At 52.1% G+C, this 22,907-nt stretch carries 19 protein-coding genes; 12 read left to right on the top strand and 7 right to left on the bottom strand.

What is annotated here, in order from left to right; translation table 11 throughout:
• The 5 genes from FYZ48_RS13840 to FYZ48_RS13820 all read right to left on the bottom strand — a co-directional run bounded on the left by FYZ48_RS13840 (position 1) and on the right by FYZ48_RS13820 (position 5,490).
• Positions 1 to 1,659, bottom strand: coding sequence for a DUF1549 domain-containing protein (locus FYZ48_RS13840; protein ID WP_149341306.1), 1,659 nt, complete (start codon positions 1,657 to 1,659; stop codon positions 1 to 3).
• Positions 1,646 to 2,614 (bottom strand): DUF1559 family PulG-like putative transporter, encoded by a 969-nt coding sequence (locus FYZ48_RS13835; RefSeq protein ID WP_187782019.1) that lies wholly within the window; start codon positions 2,612 to 2,614, stop codon positions 1,646 to 1,648. The genes FYZ48_RS13840 and FYZ48_RS13835 overlap by 14 nt, the downstream gene beginning before the upstream one ends.
• A 40-nt stretch (positions 2,615 to 2,654) precedes the next feature.
• Positions 2,655 to 3,575 carry a DUF1559 domain-containing protein gene (locus FYZ48_RS13830; RefSeq protein WP_149341302.1) on the bottom strand — a complete coding sequence of 307 codons (921 nt, stop codon included), beginning with the start codon at positions 3,573 to 3,575 and terminating at the stop codon, positions 2,655 to 2,657.
• Between the two features lie 176 nt (positions 3,576 to 3,751).
• Complete coding sequence (locus tag FYZ48_RS13825; protein ID WP_149341300.1) at positions 3,752 to 4,009, bottom strand: hypothetical protein; 258 nt, start codon at positions 4,007 to 4,009, stop codon at positions 3,752 to 3,754.
• A complete protein-coding gene (locus tag FYZ48_RS13820) occupies positions 4,006 to 5,490 on the bottom strand; it encodes a PP2C family protein-serine/threonine phosphatase (protein WP_187782018.1) in 1,485 nt (494 codons plus the stop codon). The genes FYZ48_RS13825 and FYZ48_RS13820 overlap by 4 nt, the downstream gene beginning before the upstream one ends.
• A gap of 363 nt (positions 5,491 to 5,853) precedes the next feature.
• Here FYZ48_RS13820 and FYZ48_RS13815 point away from each other — a divergent pair, with 363 nt between their 5' ends.
• Together FYZ48_RS13815 and FYZ48_RS13810 are read left to right on the top strand one after the other, a co-directional pair.
• Positions 5,854 to 6,237 (top strand): carboxypeptidase-like regulatory domain-containing protein, encoded by a 384-nt coding sequence (locus FYZ48_RS13815; RefSeq protein ID WP_149341295.1) that lies wholly within the window; start codon positions 5,854 to 5,856, stop codon positions 6,235 to 6,237.
• Positions 6,238 to 6,315: 78 nt separating this feature from the next.
• Positions 6,316 to 7,359, top strand: coding sequence for a DUF1559 family PulG-like putative transporter (locus FYZ48_RS13810; protein WP_145037458.1), 1,044 nt, complete (start codon positions 6,316 to 6,318; stop codon positions 7,357 to 7,359).
• Between the two features lie 101 nt (positions 7,360 to 7,460).
• On the opposite strand, the gene FYZ48_RS13805 is transcribed toward FYZ48_RS13810, so the two are convergent.
• Positions 7,461 to 8,711, bottom strand: coding sequence for a hypothetical protein (locus FYZ48_RS13805; protein ID WP_149341293.1), 1,251 nt, complete (start codon positions 8,709 to 8,711; stop codon positions 7,461 to 7,463).
• A 280-nt stretch (positions 8,712 to 8,991) separates the two neighbouring features.
• Between FYZ48_RS13805 and rpmF the strand changes: the two genes are divergently transcribed.
• The 6 genes from rpmF (at position 8,992) to FYZ48_RS13775 (ending at position 14,808) form a co-directional block, all read left to right on the top strand.
• A complete protein-coding gene (gene rpmF / locus FYZ48_RS13800; protein ID WP_145037464.1) occupies positions 8,992 to 9,171 on the top strand; it encodes a 50S ribosomal protein L32 in 180 nt (59 codons plus the stop codon).
• Positions 9,172 to 9,177: 6 nt separating this feature from the next.
• On the top strand, positions 9,178 to 10,179 hold the full coding sequence (gene plsX / locus FYZ48_RS13795) for a phosphate acyltransferase PlsX (protein ID WP_145181274.1): 1,002 nt from the start codon (positions 9,178 to 9,180) through the stop codon (positions 10,177 to 10,179).
• Positions 10,180 to 10,232: 53 nt separating this feature from the next.
• Entirely contained in the window at positions 10,233 to 11,141 is a 909-nt protein-coding gene (fabD, locus tag FYZ48_RS13790; RefSeq protein WP_149341290.1) for an ACP S-malonyltransferase, read from the top strand.
• Positions 11,142 to 11,530: 389 nt separating this feature from the next.
• Complete coding sequence (gene acpP, locus FYZ48_RS13785) at positions 11,531 to 11,764, top strand: acyl carrier protein (RefSeq protein ID WP_002649181.1); 234 nt, start codon at positions 11,531 to 11,533, stop codon at positions 11,762 to 11,764.
• A gap of 83 nt (positions 11,765 to 11,847) precedes the next feature.
• Positions 11,848 to 13,092 carry a beta-ketoacyl-ACP synthase II gene (fabF, locus tag FYZ48_RS13780; RefSeq protein WP_145037469.1) on the top strand — a complete coding sequence of 415 codons (1,245 nt, stop codon included), beginning with the start codon at positions 11,848 to 11,850 and terminating at the stop codon, positions 13,090 to 13,092.
• A gap of 414 nt (positions 13,093 to 13,506) precedes the next feature.
• A complete protein-coding gene (locus FYZ48_RS13775; protein ID WP_149341288.1) occupies positions 13,507 to 14,808 on the top strand; it encodes a beta-ketoacyl-[acyl-carrier-protein] synthase family protein in 1,302 nt (433 codons plus the stop codon).
• Between the two features lie 75 nt (positions 14,809 to 14,883).
• Here FYZ48_RS13775 and FYZ48_RS13770 read toward each other — a convergent pair whose 3' ends face one another.
• Positions 14,884 to 16,305 (bottom strand): tetratricopeptide repeat protein, encoded by a 1,422-nt coding sequence (locus FYZ48_RS13770; RefSeq protein ID WP_149341286.1) that lies wholly within the window; start codon positions 16,303 to 16,305, stop codon positions 14,884 to 14,886.
• A 764-nt stretch (positions 16,306 to 17,069) separates the two neighbouring features.
• On the opposite strand from FYZ48_RS13770, the gene nusA reads away from it, so the two are divergent.
• From nusA to FYZ48_RS13750, 4 genes are all read left to right on the top strand, one after another.
• Positions 17,070 to 18,548, top strand: coding sequence for a transcription termination factor NusA (gene nusA / locus FYZ48_RS13765; protein ID WP_149341283.1), 1,479 nt, complete (start codon positions 17,070 to 17,072; stop codon positions 18,546 to 18,548).
• Between the two features lie 19 nt (positions 18,549 to 18,567).
• The gene (gene infB, locus FYZ48_RS13760) at positions 18,568 to 21,432 is read left to right on the top strand and encodes a translation initiation factor IF-2 (protein WP_449267342.1); all 2,865 of its coding nucleotides are present in this window, start codon (positions 18,568 to 18,570) and stop codon (positions 21,430 to 21,432) included.
• Between the two features lie 38 nt (positions 21,433 to 21,470).
• Entirely contained in the window at positions 21,471 to 21,890 is a 420-nt protein-coding gene (rbfA, locus tag FYZ48_RS13755; protein WP_145037480.1) for a 30S ribosome-binding factor RbfA, read from the top strand.
• Between the two features lie 137 nt (positions 21,891 to 22,027).
• Positions 22,028 to 22,894 carry a hypothetical protein gene (locus FYZ48_RS13750; RefSeq protein ID WP_149341279.1) on the top strand — a complete coding sequence of 289 codons (867 nt, stop codon included), beginning with the start codon at positions 22,028 to 22,030 and terminating at the stop codon, positions 22,892 to 22,894.
• Positions 22,895 to 22,907: the final 13 nt, after the last annotated feature.

The following is a 22,907-nucleotide window of genomic DNA, read 5'->3' as shown; positions in this document are numbered from 1 at the left end:
TTAATGGTTGGTGTTGAACTCAGACGAATTAATCAGAGCCCAGAACAGGTTTCCCAGGTGCTGTGAGTGGGAAGTGTCTGGATGAGATTTGAAACTGCGTTGCACAGCCTGCTGTTCGGCTGGTTGTGCATGTCGTCCCAGCACGGCAATAAATACGGTGTCAATCTGCTCTGCAGGAGTCATAAAGGGGGAGCTCACCAGAGAAGCGAGCACCCGATTCCCCTCGGGAGCCGTCAGTTCGTTAATGAATCCGCCGTTCATGAGGGTCAGTGACTGTGCAATCGAACGTTCGGCACTGTGGGCACGTTCGATGTAGAATTGTGCTGAAAACTCTTCTCGCTGACTTCGATCGTTACTGCCTCGAACATCGTTCCTTTCCGGTGCAAGGCCGGCTGCGGTCTGCAGGCTATCGTAGATCTGCTCGCCGGTGAGACCACGTACGGTTGCTTTTGTGATGTGGAAGGATGCGACGCTGTCTGCTTTGGAGTCGTTTTCCGTGGAGGGATTCTGTTTCTGCGTACTGCCCTTAGCGTCAGTGATACTTTGTGGCGACGATGACAACCGATACGCATTGGAGCTGACGATACCTTCCACCAGCGTCTGCAGATCGTAGCCACTGTCGATGAAGGTCTGAGAGAGTTCATTCAACAGTTGAGCATGGGAGCCTGACTGGAATTCATCGCGACTGAGGTCATCCATCGGTTCAATGATGGCTTCACCAAAGAAGTGAGCCCAGAGCCGATTGACGGCATTTTTCGCCAGCAACTGTTCCTGGTTGGTTTTCATCCAGTCAACCAGCACCAGTCTCAGGGAAACGGAGTCGAGCTGCTGCGGCCATTTAATTTTCGTTTTGGAGAGCAGGGCTGGTTTATAAGCGAGTTTGGTATCTGGTATCTGGACTTCAGGGGGCTGTGGCCGATCTCCTTTGCCCATTACCGGGGGCGCGAAGAATGCAGCCGTCTGCCAGAACTGCTCGCGAGTCCAGCGGGAAAAGGGATGGTCGTGACACTGTGCACAGTCCAGATTAATACCCAGGAATGCGCGAGTGGAGCTGGCAGCGAGATTTTCCGGTTTTGAAAGATTGGCATCGTAAAATCCGACGGGAGTGGTGCTCTCGGGGACAATCGCGGCCTGATCTAAGGTTAGAATTTCCGTGACGATTTCGTCATAGGGCGTCTTTTGTTGCAACCGGTGCATGAGCCAGCGTTCAAAATTGCTGGTAACGGAATCAAATTCAGGGGTATCAGCCTGAGGCACCCAGGAACGACGCCAGAAAGTCGCCATATTACGGTAATAGACGCCCGAGTTCATCAGCCGCGTGATTGCTTCACTGCGACGTGATTCAGATGTGTTTTCCAGGAAATCATAGACCTCAACAATCGTGGGGATTCGCCCACCCAGATCGAGGGAGACCCGCCGCAGAAACTCGGCATCCGTGGCGAACTGGAGTTGGGTCTGGTTATCGGTTCCCAGGCGTTCGTCGATCAGACGGGAAATTGATCTCGGTGTGATCTCAGTGGCGAAGCCGGTGGGAGCAAAAGCGAGCGTGGCGACCAGAAATAACAGGCTGGTCCCTATTATTCTCTGCACTGAAAACAGCGTGCGTGGAGACGGAAGCCCCGGCGAATGAGAAAGTGGCTTGAATTTAAAAGTCGTCATGTTGAATCAGGTGCCCGTCATCTCGAATGGTGAGGTAAGCGAAGGTGAGCGGATCGAGTTTTTTTCCGATGAGTCGCACGCTGCCGTCGCAAAATAAAACGTTACCGCCTTCATTGTGAAAACCGTAGATCCCCAGCCAGTTGTTGCAGTTGACGCTGCAATCGGTGCTGTCACCTCTCGGGGGGCGTTGTCCGGTTTCCGGGTTGACTGCACCAAAGGAAATCGATCCCCAGCCGGCCCAGGCACCTCGTGCGTTAGGACTCATGCCGAACTGTCCATCGCCGGGCTGTTTCTCCCGGTTGTACCAGGCCGCTGGACGTCCCGCCTGTTCGATCAGCAGGAGTGTGTTCGAAAGCCCGTCCGTTACTTTTGAAAGGGGAAGATCCTGGTTGTCGGTCATGGGCTGACGCTGATTGCCGATACGCCCGTTTTTGCCCATCGCGTTGATGCCGTAGCCACTTCGGGCCATCTGCACACCATTCGACGTGATGAAATCGACGGCTGCGGCTTTGCAGGTATAGACAGTTTCCTTGTTCGGGTTGAGCGACTTGGTTGAAGCCTGTGACTGAATCTGTACGAATCGCTCTGCGGGACTGGCGGGGCAGAGGAAGACCGGTAGTTGCGTTTCGACAATCTGTTTGTTGCGGGGATCAAAGAAATCAAATCGCGTGTCGTAGGCGGTCGCCTGGTTGTCTGTCAAGAGGTGCGGCAGGATGAAACCACCCCAGCCGCCGTAAGCATTGCCGTCATTGAACCCGGAACGACGGGGAGGCAGGCCGCCGTGGACTTTTTCGTACTCGAGGAAAGCCGTTCCCAACTGACGCAGGCTGTCCTGACAGGATTGTTCCCGTGCGGAATCCCGGGCGACGAGCATACCGGGCAGTAGAATGACAGTCAGGAGTGCGACACAAAGGGTCGTGATGATGACTTCCAGAGGGGTAAACCACTCTCGCATAGATGTTCTCTCTTTATTAAAAGATGCGTACAAGCCTGTCTCAGAATTCTCCAATGACTTCCCCGCCATTGATCGTGATGAGGGCGAAGAGGATGTTGGCATCGATTGATTCTGAGAGCATGTGAACCGAACCATCCGCGAAAGCAGCTTGAGCGCCACCAGTATGGAAACTGTAGATTCCCTGACTGTTATTACAGTTGATGGAACAGGTGCCTCCGGGGCCATCGCGGGTAACAGCATCGCTGCCGAACACCTGGACCTGAAACACCTGATAGGACGGCCAGGATCCCCAGCTGGTTGCCTGACTCAAACCAGCGTTCGATGGTTGTTTAATTCCACGAATGTAATAGTCGGGACGGCCCGCCTGTTCGGTAATCAACATGGTATTCGTCGTTCCATCTGTGATATCCCGGAACTTGCGAGTGCGGGGCAGATCGTCCATGGCTGTGATCTGGTTATTTCCGCTCAGGCTTGAGACTCCATACAGATTGGAGCGAAAGCTGTTCGGACCGAAGTAGTCTCCTGCAATGCCCTCCGATGAAACACCACTGACGAGAACGGTGATTGGTCGCGGTCCGGGAGCAGAAGGGCACATGAAAACTTTGAGGGGGACTTTAATATTATCTGCGTTTTCGGGGTCGTAAAAATTCTTGTTGAAATCATATCGTCCCTGCAGATTTGCCTGATCGAGATAGGGGAGAATTGAGGGACCCCATCCGCGGCGGTTTCCTGATGAAAGAATTCTGCGCGGGGGAAGAACTCTGAATGCGGATTCGTAGTTGTGCGCCGCGAGGGCAATCTGTTTAAGATTATTCTTACAACTCATGCGTCGCGCAGCTTCACGAGCCTGTTGTACGGCTGGAAGTAAAAGTGCGATCAGAATCGCGATGATGGCGATGACAACTAGCAGTTCGATCAGCGTAAAGCCGAAACGTGGTTTTCTGGTGGACAATCGGGCCACGAAATCTGTTCCCCCTCATTTAAATGGTCATCAGGCAGCTTGAGGGATTTCACTGTCGCAACAGTTGTGCCAAACCAACTTGTCGTTGATTCTGGTATATTTCGCAGCTTTGAAAGGGCGAGCTGCAGGTGATGTGTCGGTATGGTCGACCTGGGTGGCGATTTATTCGACGGGTGTCAGGAGGTGAGGGTGATGACTTCTGGGGCGGTTCCAGTCTTTTTTATTTCCCGTTTCAGCTTGCTGGTCAGTCCGGCCAGAGTGATCTGTGCCTGAGGGTGTTCCACCGGATGGGTGATCTCAACTTGTTCCTGATCAGCACGATAGCAGAATTCTCCTGAGAGGTCCCCTGCGTTAATAATATCCGGAAAAAACTGGTACCAGAAATGGTGGTTTGACTGTCGGATCAGAATTGCCTTGAAGTGTGAAATTGTCATAGGTGATCCGCTTCAGGAGCAGGTGTGGTGGAACCGGAACAGGGGGCTCTCATCTCCACAAGCAGAAGCGTGATGTCATCCTGTTGAGCGCCACCTGCCCGAAACCGGGAAAGCGTTGAGCGGATCTGCTCGGCAGTTTCGCTGACTGACTGGTGCTGGCATTTCTGCAGCAAGGCGGTCAAACGTTTGCGACCAAACATTTCCCCTGTGGGGCTGTGGGTTTCGGAGACGCCGTCTGTGAGCATCAGCAGGCGGTCTCCCTGATTCAGTTGGAGACAGATTGTATTCCAGGAAGTCTCCTGCTCAATCCCGACCAGCAGCCCGGTTGTTTCGGACTCGGAAATGTCTCCTGTTGAGCTGAGTATGCAGGCCGGTTCATGCCCTGCACTGGCGTATTCAATGGCATGAGTCTCAGGATGGATTGAAATCAACTGCATGGAAACGAATTCGCCCACGGGACTGATGACAGTAAAGCGACGGTTTATGAATTCCATGATTTCTGCCGGGCAACTGGAATGTTCACAGGCCTGAATGAGCAGGGTCTTCAGTACAGCGGCGCTCATGGCGGCTGAGATTCCATGACCGGTAATATCTGCGACACAGAACAGCCAGGCACCATCTTCGAGGTGCAGAACATCATAATAGTCACCACCAACTTCGTCAGCGGGGTGGTAGATAGTTGCAACATCCAGGCCTGGTACATTGATTTTTTGGGGATGCAGATTCTCCTGAATCATCCGGGCTTTATTCATCTGACGTTGGCGCACTTTCTCGACTGCAGCGAGCGAGGTGCTCATCGCATTGATTTCATGCGTCAGATAATTGAGCTCCATACTGTGGAAGGTTTCCGACTGCGTTCCGAGTTCTCCCTGTCCAATCAGTTGGACGGTTTGCATTAACTGATCGAGGGGACGGGTGACAATGTAGGTCAGGGCCAGGTTGATCATGATCCCTGTGATGAAGGCGAGCACGATGAAGCCGGTGAGACGGTTCAGCACTTCCGATAAGACATCGCCGTACAGATTGTCTACGGTTTCAGAGACGGAGACCGTGATGCCTCCCTCATTGAATGTTCCGACCACAATCTCGGAATTATGGAAGTGGGTTAGTTTGCCAGGAGAACGGGCTGCCAGGCGGATGGCTGTGATCAGTTCCTCTGATTGACCTGCGTCGGAGATGGCAGGGCGTTCCGGTTTTTCAAATATAATTAAGATGTGATGTTCCGGAGCATGGATCTCCTGCATCTGGCGATGGATGGTATTGATATATTTCTGAATTTCGGTTTGTTCTTCCTGCTGCATTTCCAGAATGGTGGGGAGGATGGTGGCAGCTTCTTCTTCGAGAGCGATGCGTTTGTCATTCAGGCGGGCTGCGAGATCGCGCTGGTAGGAGAAGAGCAGAAAAACGACCACAAAAATCCCCAGAACCATGTTCACGACCAGCAGAAGCTGGAAACGAATTGTTCGTTTTACGGGCGGCATTGGTGGGGGATTCATGTCGATCGCAGGTATTGACCTTGAGGCGGGCTGGGTTGAAGAAGTTATGAAAACCTACTCACTCTTTTAGTGTTGCGAGGAGTAAAACACAACAGTCTGTCTGGCTGAAGGCGCTGCTGTTGAGCTGTGATATAAGGTGAAATGAATATCTGAACAAATTCTCAATTTTATCAATAGTCATCTTTACAGTTCAAATTGTTAAGGTATTTTCTTAATGAGATCTTAATATTCAGGCTGCGCTCTGCACCTGCATGGATTCCAAATCATTTCCCCCATTTCCATGTTCAATGTCAGCATACATTGTTTTCCGTCCGGGTACGCGCCTGCGCGCTGGAAAGGACTTGTGTTATGCGTCTGTCGTTTCTTCTGGTGTTTGTGTTACTGATTACCATTTCAGCTGGTTGCAGCAGCCACGGTGCCGATATGCCCGAACTGGGGCAGGTGCATGGAAAGGTCACGCTGGATGGTCAGCCGCTCTCTGGTGTAGATCTACTGTTCGAACCGGAAACGGGGCGCACTTCCCGGGCTACTACGAAAGAGGATGGAAGTTACTCAGCCCAATATCTGATTGATGAAGCCGGTGTCAAAGTGGGGCCCACTGTGGTTCGACTGGAGTGGGGTATCGATGCCAGCGGCCCTAAGATCCCGGCGAAATACGGGTCAAAGAGTGAATTAAAACTAGATGTGCAACCGGGAGACAACGTGTTCGATATCGAAATGAAATCAAAGTAATGTTCGCGAAGAGACTGCTGCGTTCTCAATGAGTGGTATGCTTCGTTTCAGTGTTTTGAGATAAAGAGGAGCGTCGTCATGAGTCAGTCTGGAAGCTTGAGAAAACGTGGATTCACATTGATTGAACTGCTGGTGGTGATTGCCATTATAGCAATCCTGATCGCGCTGTTGCTGCCTGCGGTTCAGCAGGCACGCGAGGCGGCACGACGTTCGACCTGCAAAAACAGTATGAAGCAGATCGGACTGGCGATGCAGAACTATCACGATGTGCACAACACTTTTCCTCCGGGATATGTTACTAAAACGCACTGCAGTTCTGCTTCGGTCTGGTCTGGCTGCAATCAGGGAGAACTGGGTGTTTACGGCTGGGGGGCGTTTATACTGCCTTTTATCGATCAGGCTCCCTTGTACAATCTGCTCAATATTGGTGGTGTGACGCTGGATCAGAATCTGGCGAATGCCAGTACTCGACAGGCATTACAGCAACCATTGGCTATTTTTCTCTGTCCCTCAGATCCGGGGCCGAGTCTTAACGACTACGTTTCCGGTACGAATAATTATAATTTTACGGTCACAGATGGAACGACACCCTATCAGATTGCCCGTTCCGATTATGTGATGGTGGCCAACGCCTGGGACAGTACGACGCCTCCCGTATATTCCGTTTCCTATGGCGCGGCGCATGGAATTGGATACGCGAATTCACGGGTTCGTTTTCGGGATATCATCGATGGTAGCAGCAACACAATCCTGGTTGGCGAGCGTGCTTACATTTATAAGAGTACAAATAAGGTGGGCGGCGCCAATGTGATTGGCTTTTCCGGCTCGAATAATACTCAGAGCAGCAGTTATGCCCGCAAGGGAAATGGAATGGCGGTGCTGGGGCTGACGTATAACGGAATCAATGCGTTGGCGGGAGCCGAGCATGATGTGCGAGGATTCAGCAGTAATCATGTTGGTGGGGCGCATTTTGTTTTCTGCGATGGATCGGTGCATTTCCTCAGTGAGAACATCGATTACAAGAAAGGATCGGTGTCCACGGCCAATTATCTGCAGAACATCAATTCCACGTTTCAAAGGCTGGCGGTTCGAGATGATGGCCAGGTGGTTGGTGAATTCTAATTTCTGATCAACGGTGGTGCCCCACATGTATAAACGAAATCACCAGCAGGGGAATGGTTTTCCGCTGCTGGTGATTGAATTGTGATCGTCTCAGGTTGAGATTAGTTAACCGAACCCTCTTTAGGCTGAGCGGCAACTTTCTTGACCGACTGCCACTGTTTGAACTGAGGGGAAGCAGTAAACTTGTCAAAGTTGTCCAGTTCACTCAGGTCGAGGTCTTCGTAGGCAAAACCGAATTTGTTGTTGAGAACATCAAGGTATTTGATACTCGCATCGAACTGTCCCTGCATGACCGAAAGATTGATCAGGTGCAGGTAAGGCTGCAGCAGGTCCGGTTCGAGCTCAGACGCTTTACTGGCGTATTTTCCTGCGAGGTTGTGATCTCCCATTTCAATCAGCACACCGGCCCGTACTGAATAGAGGTAGGGATCGGTGGTTTTGATGGCAGCCGTCAGGCGATCGATGCTTTCGAGGGCCTGTTTATATTGTTTGGTCATTGAGAAATAATCGATGCTGAGCAGTTCTGCAGCCGGGTCCTGTGGGTGATATTTCCGATAGGCGCCCAGTACAGACTGGTATTTTTTGTCGTTCTCGGTTTCGATCGTGTTCTGAGCCAGGAAGAGCAGGACGATTTTCTCGTTTTTGTACTCGTTCGGGAGTTGTGTGTATGTCTGGAATGGATCTGTTTTATCAGTTGCTGCTGTCAGGAAGTCATACCGCTTTTTCTGGTTAATGATCCGGCTCTTTTCCTGATCGCTGATTTTATCCTTGACGTCCAGATGTGCTTTATAGATTTCGGGCAGGTAAAGTCGCTGCAGTGACTGGGAAATCAGTTCACCTGTTGACAGGCTGTCGATGTCCACAATTTTCAGCTCGCCGGAGGCCTGCTTTTCGATGATCAGGGCCTGGTAGTTTAATGTCCAGTCTGGACGCAGGAAGCGGAAAATGACTTTGAACTGGTTGTCTTCCTTGCGCATCGCGAGGAAGCGGTAATCTGCTCCGCTACCGACTTCGGCCAGAATCTCGGAATCAATCCCCTGGTTATTTTCAGAGTAGGCGGTTTCCAGCTGCTTGCGGACCGGCTGGATGGCCTCTTTCACGGCTGGATTCTGTTCGTAGTCCCCCAAAACGCGATTGATGAAGGTGGTCCAGTCAAACAGGGCGCGGAATTTGGCAGCGTCTTGCGAATAGGCGGTCTGCTGAATTTCCTTGCCGAAAGCCTGTAGTTCCTGAGGTGTCATAGGCCCTGGGGCTGCTAACAGGTGTTCAGTTGAGGCGAGGCTGGTTGCCAGGACGGTGATGGCGACGAGCAGGGACTGGAAAAAGTGGCGATTGATACGATGATCCGTCATGTCAATTCTCGATCTTCCTGATCTTATGGCTGATGTTGATGTATACTGATGTCTTGTCAGGTGTCACAAACAAAAAATATCATTTTTGATATCGTCTGATGTGTGCCCTGTAGCTTGACAGTTGTTTTAAAAATTGCGTAGTATGTGCGATTCCTGTCAGAAAGGTGGGTGGGAGTGATCCCGGTGCGCTCACTGAATGATATTAATGCTGTCAATATGCAGTAAGTTGTTTTACTAATACAGTTTAAGTTAAGTCAGGTGTTTTAAGGCGGTCTGATTCATGGCAGTTCCAAAAAGACGGATGTCAAAATCCAACTCTCGTAAGAGACGCAGTCACAATGGTGTAAAGGCTAGCAAGCCCACCTATTGTCCCCAATGTGGTACCGCGTCCCCTTCTCATGCCATTTGCCCTCACTGTGGTTTCTATCAGGGGCGAACCATCGTTGATACTGAGGACTAAGCACCCATGCGGATTGCACTGGATGCAATGGGGGGAGATTTTGCCCCTGAACCGAACATAAAGGGAGCGATCGACGCATTGCAGGCGGAACCCGCTCTGGAAGTGGTGCTGGTGGGTCCGCAGGATCTTCTTGAATCACAGATTGAGGCTTCCGGTTACAGCGGAGATCGTCTGTCGATCGTGCATGCCAGTCAGGTGGTGGGGATGGAAGAAAAACCCACCGAAGCCATGCGGCAAAAGCCTGACAGCTCTATCTCGGTCTGCTGGAAACTGATGGCGGCGCACGAAGTGGATGCGGTTGTCAGTGCAGGCAATACCGGTGCGGTAGTCGCATCCGGTTTGAAGACGCGGCTCTTTCTCAAAGAAGTCAAGCGTCCCGGGATTGCCGTCACGCTGCCAACTGTGGCTGGTCACGCTGTTCTGATGGACGTTGGGGCAAACCCTTCTGCCCGTCCGGCGCACCTGTATCAGTATGCAGTCATGGGCGAGATCTATGCCCGCGAAGTGCTGGGCGTCGCATCGCCCAAAGTTGGTCTGATCAATATCGGCAGTGAAGACGTCAAGGGGAACGATCTTTATCGTGATACCTATCGTCTGCTGAACGACAGCCCGCTTAAAGAGAGCTTCGTGGGTAACGTCGAAGGACGAGGCTTGTACCAGGGCGAGGCCGATGTTCTGATCTGTGAAGGTTTCGTCGGAAATGTTGTGCTCAAGGTCAGCGAAGGTATGGCCGAGTTCCTGATGAAGGAAGCATCGCAGCAGATTCTGGGGAGCCTCGATAAGGAGAAAGGTCAGGCATTGCAGGCGTTTCAGGAGATGGCCAAGCGATTCCGCTACCATGAGACTGGCGGAGCTCCGCTGCTGGGAATTGACGGGATCTGCATTATCTGTCATGGTTCCAGCGACGCCCACTCTATCACGAATGCCTTGAAAGGAAGTATCATGTTCAAGGATCGTGGCATCAATTCCCAGATCGCCGAACATCTGGCTCAAAAGCCGGTAGCTTAATATAGCGGCGTCTTTACTAGATCAGCGCAAGTTCAATTTAGAGGGATCGACCCGTGAGCAGAATCGCCTTTTTGTTTCCCGGACAGGGGGCTCAACATGTAGGTATGGGTAAGACCATCGTCGAGAAATATCCGGCGGCGAAAGAACTGTTTGATCGCGCTGCGGATATTCTTCAGTATGATCTGGCAAAACTCTGTTTCGAAGGGCCAAGCGAGGAGCTGGACTCGACGGTCATCAGTCAGCCTGCTCTGTTTGTGACCAGTCTGGCGGCTCTGGAAATGCTGCGGGCGGATTCTCCCGATAAGGTTCTGGCGTGCGAAATGACAGCCGGGTTGAGCCTGGGGGAATATACGGCTCTGGTATTTGCCGGTGCAATGAGCTTTGAGGATGGCCTGCGGGTCGTTCAGCGTCGCGGTGAAGCCATGCAGGCTGCTGCGGATGCCAACCCTTCCGGTATGGTCAGCATTCTGTTGCTGGACCGGGATAAGGTGGCAGAAATTTGTGAGGCGGCGTCTTCTGCTGGAAGGATCTGGATCGCCAATTATCTGTGTCCGGGTAATATTGTCTTGTCAGGCGAAAACAGTGCCTGCGAGCGAGCGGCGGAACTGGCTGAACAGGAAGGTGGGCGTGCGATTCCCCTGGCGGTGGCTGGTGCGTTTCATACAGAAATCATGAAGCCGGCTGACAGTAAGCTGTCCGAAGCACTGGCAGGGGTCGGGCTGAAAAAGCCGGAAATTCCCGTGATTTCCAACGTGGACGCTAAAACTCATGAAGATCCGGACGAGATTCGCGAATTACTGATTCGTCAGGTTCTCAGTCCTGTGCTCTGGGAGGATTCGATCCGCGCCATGCTGGATGCGGGATTCGATGAGTTCTACGAAATCGGTCCCGGGAAAGTTCTCAAAGGTCTGATGAAGCGTATTAATCGCAAGATTTCCTGTGAGACGGTTAACGATTCATAGGAAATCCGGGGCAAAAGTGCCTCATATGCGAAAATGCATGCAAAAGGGCAGTAGTGAGTTCCGGTTCATCTGTCTGAAAAATTCAGAGCTTGATCTATTCTATCGATCTGTGCTACAACAACTTACGAGGCTCCGACAGGGAAATTCTATCAGAAGACAAAATCAGCAGTTCTCGGGCTGGTAAAGTTGGTCGAGGCTGATTATGAGAGAACTCTGGTGGAGTAGACAAGACTCATAATTCTTGTCGCATTTTAAGGTTTACATAAATCGGGAAACTGGATATATCATCGCTACAACTGTTGGTGAATCCATACAAGTTGATATGGTAAAGATGTTTCCAGCCATAGAAAAAGTAAAAACTATCACTAAGACGGTGAAGGAGAAGAAGCGTGTCAATTGAAGAAAAAGTGGTTGGTATCGTAAGCGAGCAGTTAGGCCATCCTAAAGAAGACATCACTCTGGACAGCAAATTTATCGACGACCTGAAGGCTGATTCGCTCGACATTGTCGAACTGGTAATGGAATTCGAAGATGAATTCGATGTCACCATTCCTGACGATGATTATGACAAAATCAAAACCGTTGGTGATGTGGTTGGCTATATCACTGAAAAAGCCAGCTGATTAAACACGCGTTAATCAGACAAAAACCACAAGCGTTTTGAATCTACAGGGTCCTGTCTTTTCATTGTAGGAAGTGTTCTCGGATGCGCAGGAGAGTCGTCGTTACCGGAGTTTCTGTCGTAACGGCTCTGGGTTTAGATGTCTCAGAGTTTTGGGACAAGTTGTGCGCTGGTAAAAGCGGTATCGGTCCCCTCGAACGTTTTGACTGCTCCGACTACAAAGTCCGTTTTGGCGGCGAAATCAAGGATTTCAACGCAGCCGATTATACGAATCTTTCTTCAAAAGATCTGAAGCGAGTCGATCGCTTCGTCCAGTTTGGTCTGGTTGGGGCACATATTGCCTACCGCCAGGCACAGCTGGAAGGATTTGAGGGAGATCCTTATCGCAGAGGCGTCCTGATTGGCAGTGGTATCGGCGGTTTGAATGAAATTGAAAACCAGCACGATAAGCTCTATAACCAGGGCCCGGCGCGAGTGTCGCCTTTCATGATCCCCAAGCTGATGGTCAACGCTGCCAGCGGGAATATTTCAGTTGCATATGAACTGAAAGGTCCCAACAGTGCTGTGGCGACTGCTTGTGCTTCGGCGACGAATGCGATCGGCGATGCTTATAAGCTGATTCAAAATGATGTGGCTGATATCATGGTGACTGGCGGCAGCGAGGCGGCAGTTACCCCGATGGGGCTTTCCGGCTTTGCCCGGATGAACGCTCTGTCCACGCGGAATGATGATCCCCAGGCAGCCAGTCGTCCTTTCGATCGTGATCGCGACGGGTTCGTGATGGCGGAAGGTGCCGGCATCGTCGTTCTGGAAGAGTATGAACACGCTAAGAAACGGGGTGTCCCGATTCTGGCTGAGGTGGTCGGTTATGGTATGTCTGCTGATGGCACGCACATGACGGCTCCCGATCCGGAAGGTCGTGGTGCAGCCCGTGCCATGCTGCATGCAATCAAGGACGCAGGGCTCAACCCGGAAGACATTGATTACATCAATACGCATGGTACAAGTACCCCGCTGGGTGATGTTGCAGAAACCGTGGCCATCAACACCGTGTTTGGTTCACACGTCAAATCGATGCCCGTTTCCAGTACCAAGGGGCATCTGGGGCACCTGCTGGGGGCTTCTGGTGGTGTCGAGTTCGTGGTGGGTGTCAAGGCGCTGATGGAGCAGGTCGCACCACCTACGATCAACTTGGACAATCCAGACGAGCAGTGCAATCTCGATTATGTTCCCAATGAGCCGCGCGAAATGAAACTCGAGCGGGTCATGAAGAACAGCTTCGGCTTTGGTGGGCACAACGCCTGTCTGATTATGCAGAAAGCCCCATAATTACGGGGCTTGTTCTGCTGCCGGGTGTGTGCTCGTGTGTATATCTCCCTGGTGCTCGATGGGCATCCTGCTGCTCCCGAGGAGATTTCCCGGATAATTATTGATCTGGCAGTCGCGTCAGGCTTGAAAATCGCGCCTTGATTGTCTTGACTATCTCCTGTTGCCGGTACATTACTGGGTCAGAATAGTGTATGAATGTCTGCCTTTGTGGTTGAGCTGGGTTCAAATCCAAAGCAGTCGCTCATCAGTTGGTCTCGGCGTCCTGAAAATCAGCAGTATCTATCCTGGGATGAGGGTTTTTAGTGCTGAGGCAGGCAAAAGTCTTGTCTGGACCGGATTATCCTCTACGATGAAGTTACATTATTCACAAGCAGCCGGCATATTCGATTAGCGGGACTTTCAAAAGAGATTCAAATGAATACAGAATCACGACGTCGTATTCTGATTACCGGGATGGGGATTCTCAGCCCGATCGGAATTGGAACAGAAGCGTTTCAGGCCAGCCTGATGTCGGGGACTTCGGGCATTAAAAAATCAGAGCTGTATGAGTTTCTGGCAGCTCCAGACTGCTGCGTGGCTGAAGTCGCCGATTTCAATGACAGTACAATCAAAAAAGAGTATCTTAAGCAGCAGCGCAGAAGCCTCAAAGTAATGTGCCGCGAAATCCAGCTGGGAGTTGCTTCTGCCAATCTGGCGATGGATGATTCAGGGATTGACCTGGAAGCCGTCGACAGTGAACGTTTCGGGATTGAGTTTGGTGCGAACCTGATGCTCAGCCCTCCTGAAGTGCTTTACTCGGCCTGCATGGCCAGCACCGAAGGCACTGAGTTCCAGTACGAGAGATGGGGGTCAGACGGGCTTCCCAAGATGGAGCCGCTCTGGCTGTTGAAATATCTGCCGAACATGCCGGCCTGTCACATTGGAATCGTGATGGATGCCCGTGGGCCCAGTAACTCGATCACACAGGCTGAAGCGTCTGGGAATCTGGTGCTGGGTGAAGCTCAGCGGATCATCGAGCGTGACTGGGCAGATGTCATGGTCGCTGGAGTGACTGGAACCCGGATACATGAAGTCAAATCGATCCACGCGAAGCTGTGGGATGAACTGGCTGACTCTCCGGCAGATTTCTCTAAGCGTTCTCGTCCTTTTGATAAGGCACGCAATGGTCAGGTCGTGGGTGAAGCAGCCTGCTCCCTGTTGCTGGAAGAGAAGTCTCATGCTGAGAAGCGTGGGGCCAAGGTCTGGGGCGAACTGCTCGGGACTGGTGCTTCCTGTGTTGTTGGTCGGGATGGTATTCCCGATACCCGGACTTCGATTGCCAATGCCATTAAACTCGCATTTAAGCGAGCTGGTGTCGAAGCGGGGGATATTGGTCATATCAATGCCCACGGCCTGGGTGATTCCAAGCTGGATGTCGAAGAGTACCAGGCGATCTGTGACATCTTTGGTGACAAGGCGGCAGAAATTCCGGTGACTGCCTTAAAGAGTTACTTCGGAAATTCCGGTTCTGCCTGTGGAATCGTGGAAGCCAGTGGTTCACTGGTGGGGCTGAAGCAAGGGGTAATTCCGGCGACATTGAACTATGAAACCCAGGATGCAGATTGTCCGTTGAATGTCGTTCGAAATGAACCACAGCCGACCGATAACAAACTGTTCCTGAAGATCAGCACTACGACTTTTGGCCAGGCCAGTGCCTCGGTTGTCTGTGGTGTCTGAACTTGAATCAATCATTGAAAAAGCCCCACCAGGATGATCCTGGCGGGGCTTTTTTTAATTGTCGACTCAGGAGAATCAGAATTTCTTGAGTGCGTACTGAGCACCGCGGTAGGCGGACAGGTTACGCATGCCGGTATTCAGTGACTGCTGGAAGTTCTGGGTGGCGGTTGCTGTGTCGCCGGCCAGCAGGGCTTTCTGTCCGATGAAGTAGTGTGCTTCACAGGTTTGTGCTTTGGCGCGTTGCGGGTCCTTCTGGTCAATAGATTTGAGCAGGTCTGCTTCGGTCACGCCGCCCATCAGGAATGCGGTGAGCATGTCGACCGAGTCGCGCGCTTCAGGTTTCTCGGCGAGGACGGTCTGGAATTTTGCGTCCGCTTCTGCTTTCTGGTTGTTGCGAACCATGGCCAGGTAGACCCAGGGGTTGAGGACCTTCATCTGGTCCTGGGCCAGTTGGGTGGCCTGGTTGAACTGGGTCAGGGCTTCATTGTAATTCTGGTTGAAGAAGTAAGAGAAGCCCAGGTCGGAGTGCAGGGCAGGGTTCTGTGGGTCGAGTTGCACGGCGCGGGTCTGGTCCTGGATGGCTTCGGCGATTTTCCCTTGCAGCAGGCGGGCTTCCCCACGCATTCCCAGTACAAAAGGCTGTTCAGGGGCGATCGAGAGGGACTTGCTCAGGTCTGCTTCTGCAGTGTCGGGTTTGCCCCCTTCCAGGTAGGCGAAGCCGCGGTTGGTAATGGCGTGGTGATAGTTGGGGTCGAGCTGAATTGCCCGGGAGAAGTCATTGATTGCCTCCTGGAGCTTTCCCTGCTGCTGGTAGAACATTGCCCGGTTGTTGTAGACCACGGGGGAATTGGGTTGTTTTTCGATGACCTGATTGAAGCTGGCCAGTGCCTGGTCGTTTTCGCCTGCCAGGGCGTAAGCGTCTGGCAGCGCAAGTAGAGCGGCGAAATGGTTTGGCGAGAGTTTGATGGTTTCTGAGAAGTCCTGTGCCGCTTCGCGGGGCTTGTTCAGGGGGAGATAAATCATGCCCCGCTGATAGTGGAAGTTGGCGCGTTCCTCGGTGCTCAGGTTGGGGCGAGCCAGGACCTGGTTGGCTACATTCAGTGCTGTCTCGGCATGGCTTTTCTTATTCTCCATAACTGCCAGGTTCATCATGCCGTACAGGTAGGGCAGGTAGTAATTGATATTCTGGTTCTGGCTGTAGCGAATGGCTTCTCGGGCATCACTGACGCCTTCGCGGATCGTCTGGGTATTTCCCTGTTCCCGACCTGATTCCACTCGGGCACTGGCACGCAGATAGTAGGCAACATGGTCGTCGGGCTTCTGCTGCAGCACCTGTGAGGCGAGCTGGACGGACTTGTTGTAGTCTCCCTGCTGCTGGGCCTGGTCGGCCTGCATTTTCAGTTGAGCGAATGGGTCGTTGGTGGTGGCGGTTGGTTGGGCTGCCGCGGCGAGGGGAAGCCCCAGGCAGAGGATCAGTGCAGGCAGTAAGCGAGCCATAGGTGAGTTGTCCTTATTGAATTTCAGGCTTGATATTCAGATACTACAAACCCGGATCCGCAGAAAAAGGGTCGACGAATCCGGGAGTTCTCCTATGATACTATGATAGTTTGGCGTTTTGATGGAGATCAATTTCCAGCCATCCCCGGGATTTCGGAAAAATGTAGCCTCGGCGTCCCTGATCCGGGATTCGGAAATTGTGTCTGTCTGGTCTGGCCGATTGAACACTGATTCGCTGACTTTCTGGCAGGCGGAGGCGCTGAAGTTAAGTCGTTGTGAAATAGTTGCCTGCGGTGCTTGACATCTGAACGCGCGAAGATTAATTTCTCAGAGTAGAGCATTAACCATGGTGCTCTATGCGCAATGGTTTTGCATACTGATGTTCAGTAGGCATTGTGTTTGCAAGGGGTGACATGCCAGTTTGGCTGTTTGTTTCTTTGTGATGAATCGGCATTCGTAAACTCGAATGGAGTCCTCTCATATGTAGGCTGGTTGGAACTCGAGCATTTGCTCACCAATCCGATTGTCGCGTTTGCTGCATTGAAAAATGCCAATCGCGGCTATGCCTGACTACCGTTTTTGCGGTGGTACTGGTAGTCATAAAGTGGGCATGTTCCCGCTTTTTTTTGTTAATGGCTTGGCCATAAGGCAGTTGAGTCCTCAGGGCTCGGTTGATAACAGATAGAAATATGACCGACAGCGGTCTTGTTTGAGTAGTTTTCGAGTCAGTTGAATTATCAACTGTCGAATGAAGGAAACACATTATGGACGGTAAGGAAGTTCTCCGAATTGTTGATGCGATTCAACGCGATAAGAGCATCGATAAAGAGATCGTGTTCAGCGGGATTGAGCAGGCGATCCTGTCAGCAGCCCGCCGACACTTTGGGGATGATCAGGAATTGACGGTCGACATCGATCGTGAATCAGGGGAGCCAACCGTCTATTGTAATCAGGAACAGCTGGCGCAGGACATTCTGGGAGAAATCCTGGGACGTGTGGCAGCCCAGACGGCTAAGCAGGTGATGATTCAGAAAATCCGTGAAGCAGAACGCGATACGGTGTTTGATGAATACATGGAAATGCAGTACCAGTCCGTTTCCGGGACAGTGTCCCGCGTGGAAGGTGGCGCGGTACTGATTAACCTGGGGAAAATCGAAGGTATCCTGCCGCGTGGCGAGCAGATTCCCGGGGAATCATTCCGTGTAAATGACCGTGTGCGGGCGATTGTTCTGGATGTCCGTAAGGCGGGCAGCCGGGTGAAAGTGATTCTTTCGCGAACTCATCCTGACATGGTGCGTCGTCTGTTTGAACTGGAAATTCCGGAAGTGGCCGATCGGATTATTGATGTTCGGTCGCTGGCACGCGAAGCGGGTTATCGCTCGAAGGTTGCCGTCTCCTGTATCGACAGCAGCATCGACTGTGTTGGTGCCTGCGTGGGGATGCGTGGTGCCCGGATTAAAAATATTGTTGACGAACTGGCGGGCGAACGCATTGATATCGTCCGCTGGAACGATTCGCTGCAGGTACTGGTGCCTAATTCACTGCAACCTGCAGAAGTCGAAGATGTGATCCTCTGTCCGATGCTGGGCCGGGTGATCGTGCTGGTGCGAGATGATCAGTTGCCTCTGGCTATTGGCCGCAAGGGGCAAAACGTGCGTCTGGCATCGAAACTGGTTGGCTGGGACATTGAAGTAATGACTCAGACCGAACTGGACGAGCAGCTTGATAAAACCGTGGAAGCCTTTTCCTCGATTCCGGGAGTCTCTGAAGAGCTGGCTGAAAGCCTGGTCTCTCAGGGCTTCTTCAGTTACTACGATCTGTCAGTGATTGAGCCGGATCAGCTGGCCGAGTTGGGTGGTCTGACCGCCGAACAGTGCGAGCAGATTGTCGAGGTTGCTGATCGTGAAAGCGAGCGGGTGGAAGCGGAAGAAGAAGCAATGAAACACGCGCAGCAGAATCAGCCGGCAGCACAGGCACCGGCTGCACCTGCTCCGGGACTGTCCGATGTGGCAGCTGCCTCGGAGTCGGAAGAAGCAACTGCGCCTGTTGTTGAAGAGAATGCAGCAGAGACTGAAACTGCTGAGTCTGAAGAAACTGCAACCGAGTCGGAACCGGTAGAGGAGCCGGCGGTCGCAGAAATTCAGACAGAAGAAACGGCCGATTCTGAAGATGTGTCGAGTTCCACGGAAGAGCCTTTGCAGGTGGAAAGCGAACCAGAAGAATCGACAGAAAAGCAGGAATAAATCGTTTTATTACGAGTAAGTGTCAAGAGGCGCATGCCTCAACTGGCAGGGTGTCGGGGCTGAGAAAGCCTGCAGGCAGGTTGCCGATTTGTTCACGGGAGAAGGGCTGTTGAAGATTCGTATTTTTGCTCTTGCAAAAGAGTTGGGAATGGACAGCAAGGTGCTGATCGATGAATGTAACAAGGCGGGGGTGAAGCTCAAAAACTCCGCTTTGGCCAGCATCACGCCCGAGGAGCGCGATATCGTGATCGATTACCTCCAGAAGCAGGATCAGCCTGCTGAAGGGGTCAGTGATCAGACCGAACAGGCTGCGATGGCCCCCCAGAGGGAGCCACAGAAGATGCGGACGATCAAGGCGATGACCTCGCGTCCTCAGCCATCCCGGTCCCCTCAGAAAGCACGCACCGAAGAAGAAAAGCCGGAAGTAGAACAGGAAGCGTCTTCCGCTGATGTTGAGCAGCCGGAGGAAGAGACTGAAGCAGCAGTTGCTGAGCAGGCTGTTGCGGAAACAGATGCTCCCTCTCAAGAGGTTTCAGAGCCTGCAGCTACCGAAGAGCAGGTGGAAGAAGCTCCGAAATCCAAAGATGAAACTAAACCTGAAACCGATCAGGGAATGAGCCGTGAAGATTATGTTCCGGCAGGGGGCGCGCCGACCTCCAGTATCCGTGAGATGAAACCGATTGGTTCGCCGCGGTCTTCCAAACCCCAGTCCAAATCGAAGAAGAATACTGCATTACCTTCCGTTGCTGCTCCACCGGCGTACAAACAGCCCGTGATTCCCAAGCAGAAGAAAAAAGAAGAGAAGGCGCAGAAGCCTGAGGTGCGTTTGACAGCAGATATCCTTGAGCAGAAAAGCCCGCTGGCAGCACATCTGGCACAGCATTCAGAACAGAAGAAACGCGACAAAGATCGTGATTTGCAGGATGATGATTCCAAACAGCGCCGGGGAAGTTTAAGCCTGGTTGAGGCGCGTAAACAGCGTCGCGAGCAGCGAAAAGAGGGACGCAGAGGTTTCAATACCGAAGGCGGCGAACAGCAGGACGTCGTCGGTCGTCGGCCTCGCCGGTCCAAGCGTAAGCATGATTCTTCCAACATCGTTCACAAGACAGAGGCTGAAGTGGAACTGCCAATGACAGTGCGGAGTCTCTCGGAAGCGATGGGACGTCCTGCAAAAACAATCATGTCGATCATGTTCAAAGAATTCGGTGAGATGGTCACCATCAACCAGATCATCGAAGAGGACACTGCTCTGGCCGTTGCCATGGAACTGGGCGTGGATCTGACATTCAAGAAGCAGAAAGGTGCACTGGAACTGGTGGAAGAGATCGTGGAGCAGGAAGACGCTCCCGAAGATCTCGTCACACGTCCTCCGATCATTACCGTACTGGGCCACGTGGACCATGGTAAGACAACTCTGGTTGATACCTTGCGTAATTCCAAGGTTGTGGAAGGCGAAGCCGGTGGGATTACCCAGCACATCGCCGCTTACCAGGTTGAATATAATGGCCATAAGCTGACGTTTGTTGATACTCCCGGTCACGCGGCATTCAGTGAAATGCGATCCCGTGGGGCTAATGTGACTGATATGGTTGTCCTGGTTGTTGCAGCAGACGATGGTGTGATGCCTCAGACTGCGGAAAGTATCAGCCATGTGAAAGCCTCGGGAGTTCCGATGGTCGTCGCGATGAATAAAGTCGACCTGCCGGACATCAACGAGCAGAAAGTGCTGCAGGATCTGACAGCACAGAATGTGCTGCCCGCTGAGTGGGGTGGTGAAACAGAAGTCGTGCGTGTTTCCGCACTCAAGGGGACCGGACTCGATAACCTGCTCGAAACCCTGTTGTTGACCGCTGAACTGCATGAACTCAAAGCCAATCCCAATCGACCGGCCGTCGGGGTCTGTCTGGAAGGCTTCCGCGACGAAGGTCGTGGTTCGGTCGCCTGGTTGATCGTACAGAAGGGAACCCTGCGGATCGGCGATGCAGTGATCTGCGGTAAATCCTATGGTTATATCCGTGCGATGTATGATGATCAGGATCAGCAGATCGAAGAGGCTCCACCATCCACCCCAATTAAGGTGACAGGTCTGGATTCAGTGCCTGGTGCCGGTGACCACTTTGTGGTTGTGGGCGATATCGAACAGGCCCGCGAACTGGCAGAAGAGCGTCGACACGAAGGACGAACCGATGTTCTGTCGCGTCATAGCGGTGGACCTCGAACGCTGGATGACATTCTGGGGTCTGCCCGTGAAGGTGCGATCCAGGATCTGCCACTGATTATCAAAGCGGATACGCCTGGTTCACTGGAAGCGATTCGCAGCGAAATCAACAAGTTTGAGCATCCGGAAGTCCGGGTTAAAATCCTGCACGAAGGTATTGGCGGAGTGAACGAGAGTGATGTCTATCTCGCAACCGCTTCCAATGCGATCATCATCGCCTTCCATGTGGTTGCTGAAGACCGGGCGATGAGCCTGGCAACCCAGGAAGATGTCGAGATCCGTCGCTACAGCATCATCTATGAAGTTGTGGATGATATCCGGGCTGCACTGGAAGGCCTGCTGCGACCTGAACTGGTGCAGGAACAGACAGGGCGGGCACTCGTACTGCAGACATTCTCGATCAGCCGCTTTGGAAAGATTGCCGGTTGCCGGATTCTGAATGGAACCATCAACCGCAATGACCGGGTGCATTTGATCCGGGATCAGAAAATTCTGAATCAGTATCCGATTGCGTCGCTGAAACGTGAGAAAGATGATGTCAAGGAGGTTCGGGAAGGCATGGAGTGCGGTATTCTCTTGTCCGGTTTCAATGACATTAAAGAGGGAGACCTGCTGGAAGCATTCCGGATTAACGAAGTCAAACGAACTCTGGATTCAAGCTCATAAGCAGCTGCGATCAGACAGGGAATGCAGGCGAGAACTGAATGACATCACGTCGACTAGCAAAAATCGCTCAGGCGATAAAAGAAACGGTAAGTACAACGGTCCTGTTTCAGCTGCGCGATCCTCGGATCAGCAATGTGACAGTATTACACGTTGAAGTTGCACCTGATGTGCAGTCAGCCAAGGTCTATATTTCGATCATGGGAGATGAGCGGACAAAAGCACTCTGTATGCATGGACTGGAGTCGGCCCGCGGGTTCATCCAGTCCAAAATTGCAGATCGCATTCAGACCCGCTACACACCGGTGATCAAGTTTGTCCAGGACACTGCCGTCAAAGATACCATGGATACGCTTCGTATTCTGGATGAGTTACAACACGAGAGAGAACAGGAAGAGGCCACACAGCATCTTTCTTCTGAAGAAGATGGTCCTCTTGAAGAGGCGCCACCGGAAGATTGAGGGACAGCGTTGATGTGAGTAAGCACAGACGCTGTTTTCATATTCATTCCTTTTGAAATAACTCAAATATTACGCAGACAGATATGGTTGCTAAAAAAATATCGACGTCGGATAAACAGGCGATTTGCAAAAAGTTGATGACGCTCCTGAAGAAGCGGTATTCAGCAACATTACCCAAATACGACCGTCCTGTCCTGGAAACGATTCTGCACGGCATCTGTCTTGAGAATACAACGAATGAGCTGGCAGATCAGGTGCTGGAAGATCTGCTTGACGGGTTTCATGATCTGAACGAAATTCGGGTCAGCACCATTTCCGAACTGGAACCGGTCTTTGCTACCGTGGGTGATGCGGAGTGGCGTTCGTATCGAATCCGTTCGGTGCTGCAGTATGTCTTCGATAAGGAATTCTGTTTTGACCTGGAAGGGATGCGTAAGAAGACCCTGGAACAGGCTCAGAAGCAGTTGACCCGTATGAAGGCGCTGACGCCATTTGTGCTGAATCATACGTTACAGGTAGTGCTGGGCAGTCACCTGGTTCCGGCAGATGAGAAGATCCTGAATGCCAGCAAATGGCTGGGCCTGCTGCCTGCCGATGAGAGCATTGAGACTGCCAGTGACAGCCTAAAATCAACCGCGCGGAAATCGGATGCACCTTTATTGAGCCACCTGCTGCGTTGTCTGGCCACCGATGAAGAACTGCAGGCCGATTTTAATCTGGATAAAAATCCGCTGCCCGAGGAAGGCGTGGATCTGATGGATGCCCCCAGTCGGCTGGAAGATCTGTTTGCCAATCCGCTGTCGAAGCAGAAAAAGAAGACAGTGAAGAAAAAGAAGGCTGCTGTCAAAGGCAAGAAGGCGGTCACCAAAGTCAAAAAGAAGGTTCCAGCCAAAAAGACCAAGTCGGTTAAAAAGGCTGTGAAGAAAACGGCTGCCAAGACCTCAGCGACAAAAAAGACCACCAAAAAGAAGGTGCCGAAGAAGTCTTCGTCGACTAAAAAATAGAGCTGCTTTACTC

Origin of the sequence: Gimesia chilikensis (assembly GCF_008329715.1) — a bacterium.
Lineage (GTDB): Bacteria > Planctomycetota > Planctomycetia > Planctomycetales > Planctomycetaceae > Gimesia > Gimesia chilikensis.
The sequence above is the reverse complement of the archived record's forward strand: the minus strand, read 5'-3'. Positions and strand labels throughout refer to the sequence as shown.

Coding starts and splice junctions, on each gene's coding strand:
- FYZ48_RS13840 (WP_149341306.1), bottom strand. CDS start 1,659: ATGACGACTTTTAAATTCAAGCCACTTTCTCATTCGCCGGGGCTTCCG.
- FYZ48_RS13835 (WP_187782019.1), bottom strand. CDS start 2,614: ATGCGAGAGTGGTTTACCCCTCTGGAAGTCATCATCACGACCCTTTGT.
- FYZ48_RS13825 (WP_149341300.1), bottom strand. CDS start 4,009: ATGACAATTTCACACTTCAAGGCAATTCTGATCCGACAGTCAAACCAC.
- FYZ48_RS13820 (WP_187782018.1), bottom strand. CDS start 5,490: ATGCCGCCCGTAAAACGAACAATTCGTTTCCAGCTTCTGCTGGTCGTG.
- FYZ48_RS13815 (WP_149341295.1), top strand. CDS start 5,854: ATGCGTCTGTCGTTTCTTCTGGTGTTTGTGTTACTGATTACCATTTCA.
- FYZ48_RS13810 (WP_145037458.1), top strand. CDS start 6,316: ATGAGTCAGTCTGGAAGCTTGAGAAAACGTGGATTCACATTGATTGAA.
- FYZ48_RS13805 (WP_149341293.1), bottom strand. CDS start 8,711: ATGACGGATCATCGTATCAATCGCCACTTTTTCCAGTCCCTGCTCGTC.
- rpmF (WP_145037464.1), top strand. CDS start 8,992: ATGGCAGTTCCAAAAAGACGGATGTCAAAATCCAACTCTCGTAAGAGA.
- plsX (WP_145181274.1), top strand. CDS start 9,178: ATGCGGATTGCACTGGATGCAATGGGGGGAGATTTTGCCCCTGAACCG.
- fabF (WP_145037469.1), top strand. CDS start 11,848: ATGCGCAGGAGAGTCGTCGTTACCGGAGTTTCTGTCGTAACGGCTCTG.
- FYZ48_RS13775 (WP_149341288.1), top strand. CDS start 13,507: ATGAATACAGAATCACGACGTCGTATTCTGATTACCGGGATGGGGATT.
- FYZ48_RS13770 (WP_149341286.1), bottom strand. CDS start 16,305: ATGGCTCGCTTACTGCCTGCACTGATCCTCTGCCTGGGGCTTCCCCTC.
- nusA (WP_149341283.1), top strand. CDS start 17,070: ATGGACGGTAAGGAAGTTCTCCGAATTGTTGATGCGATTCAACGCGAT.
- rbfA (WP_145037480.1), top strand. CDS start 21,471: ATGACATCACGTCGACTAGCAAAAATCGCTCAGGCGATAAAAGAAACG.
- FYZ48_RS13750 (WP_149341279.1), top strand. CDS start 22,028: ATGACGCTCCTGAAGAAGCGGTATTCAGCAACATTACCCAAATACGAC.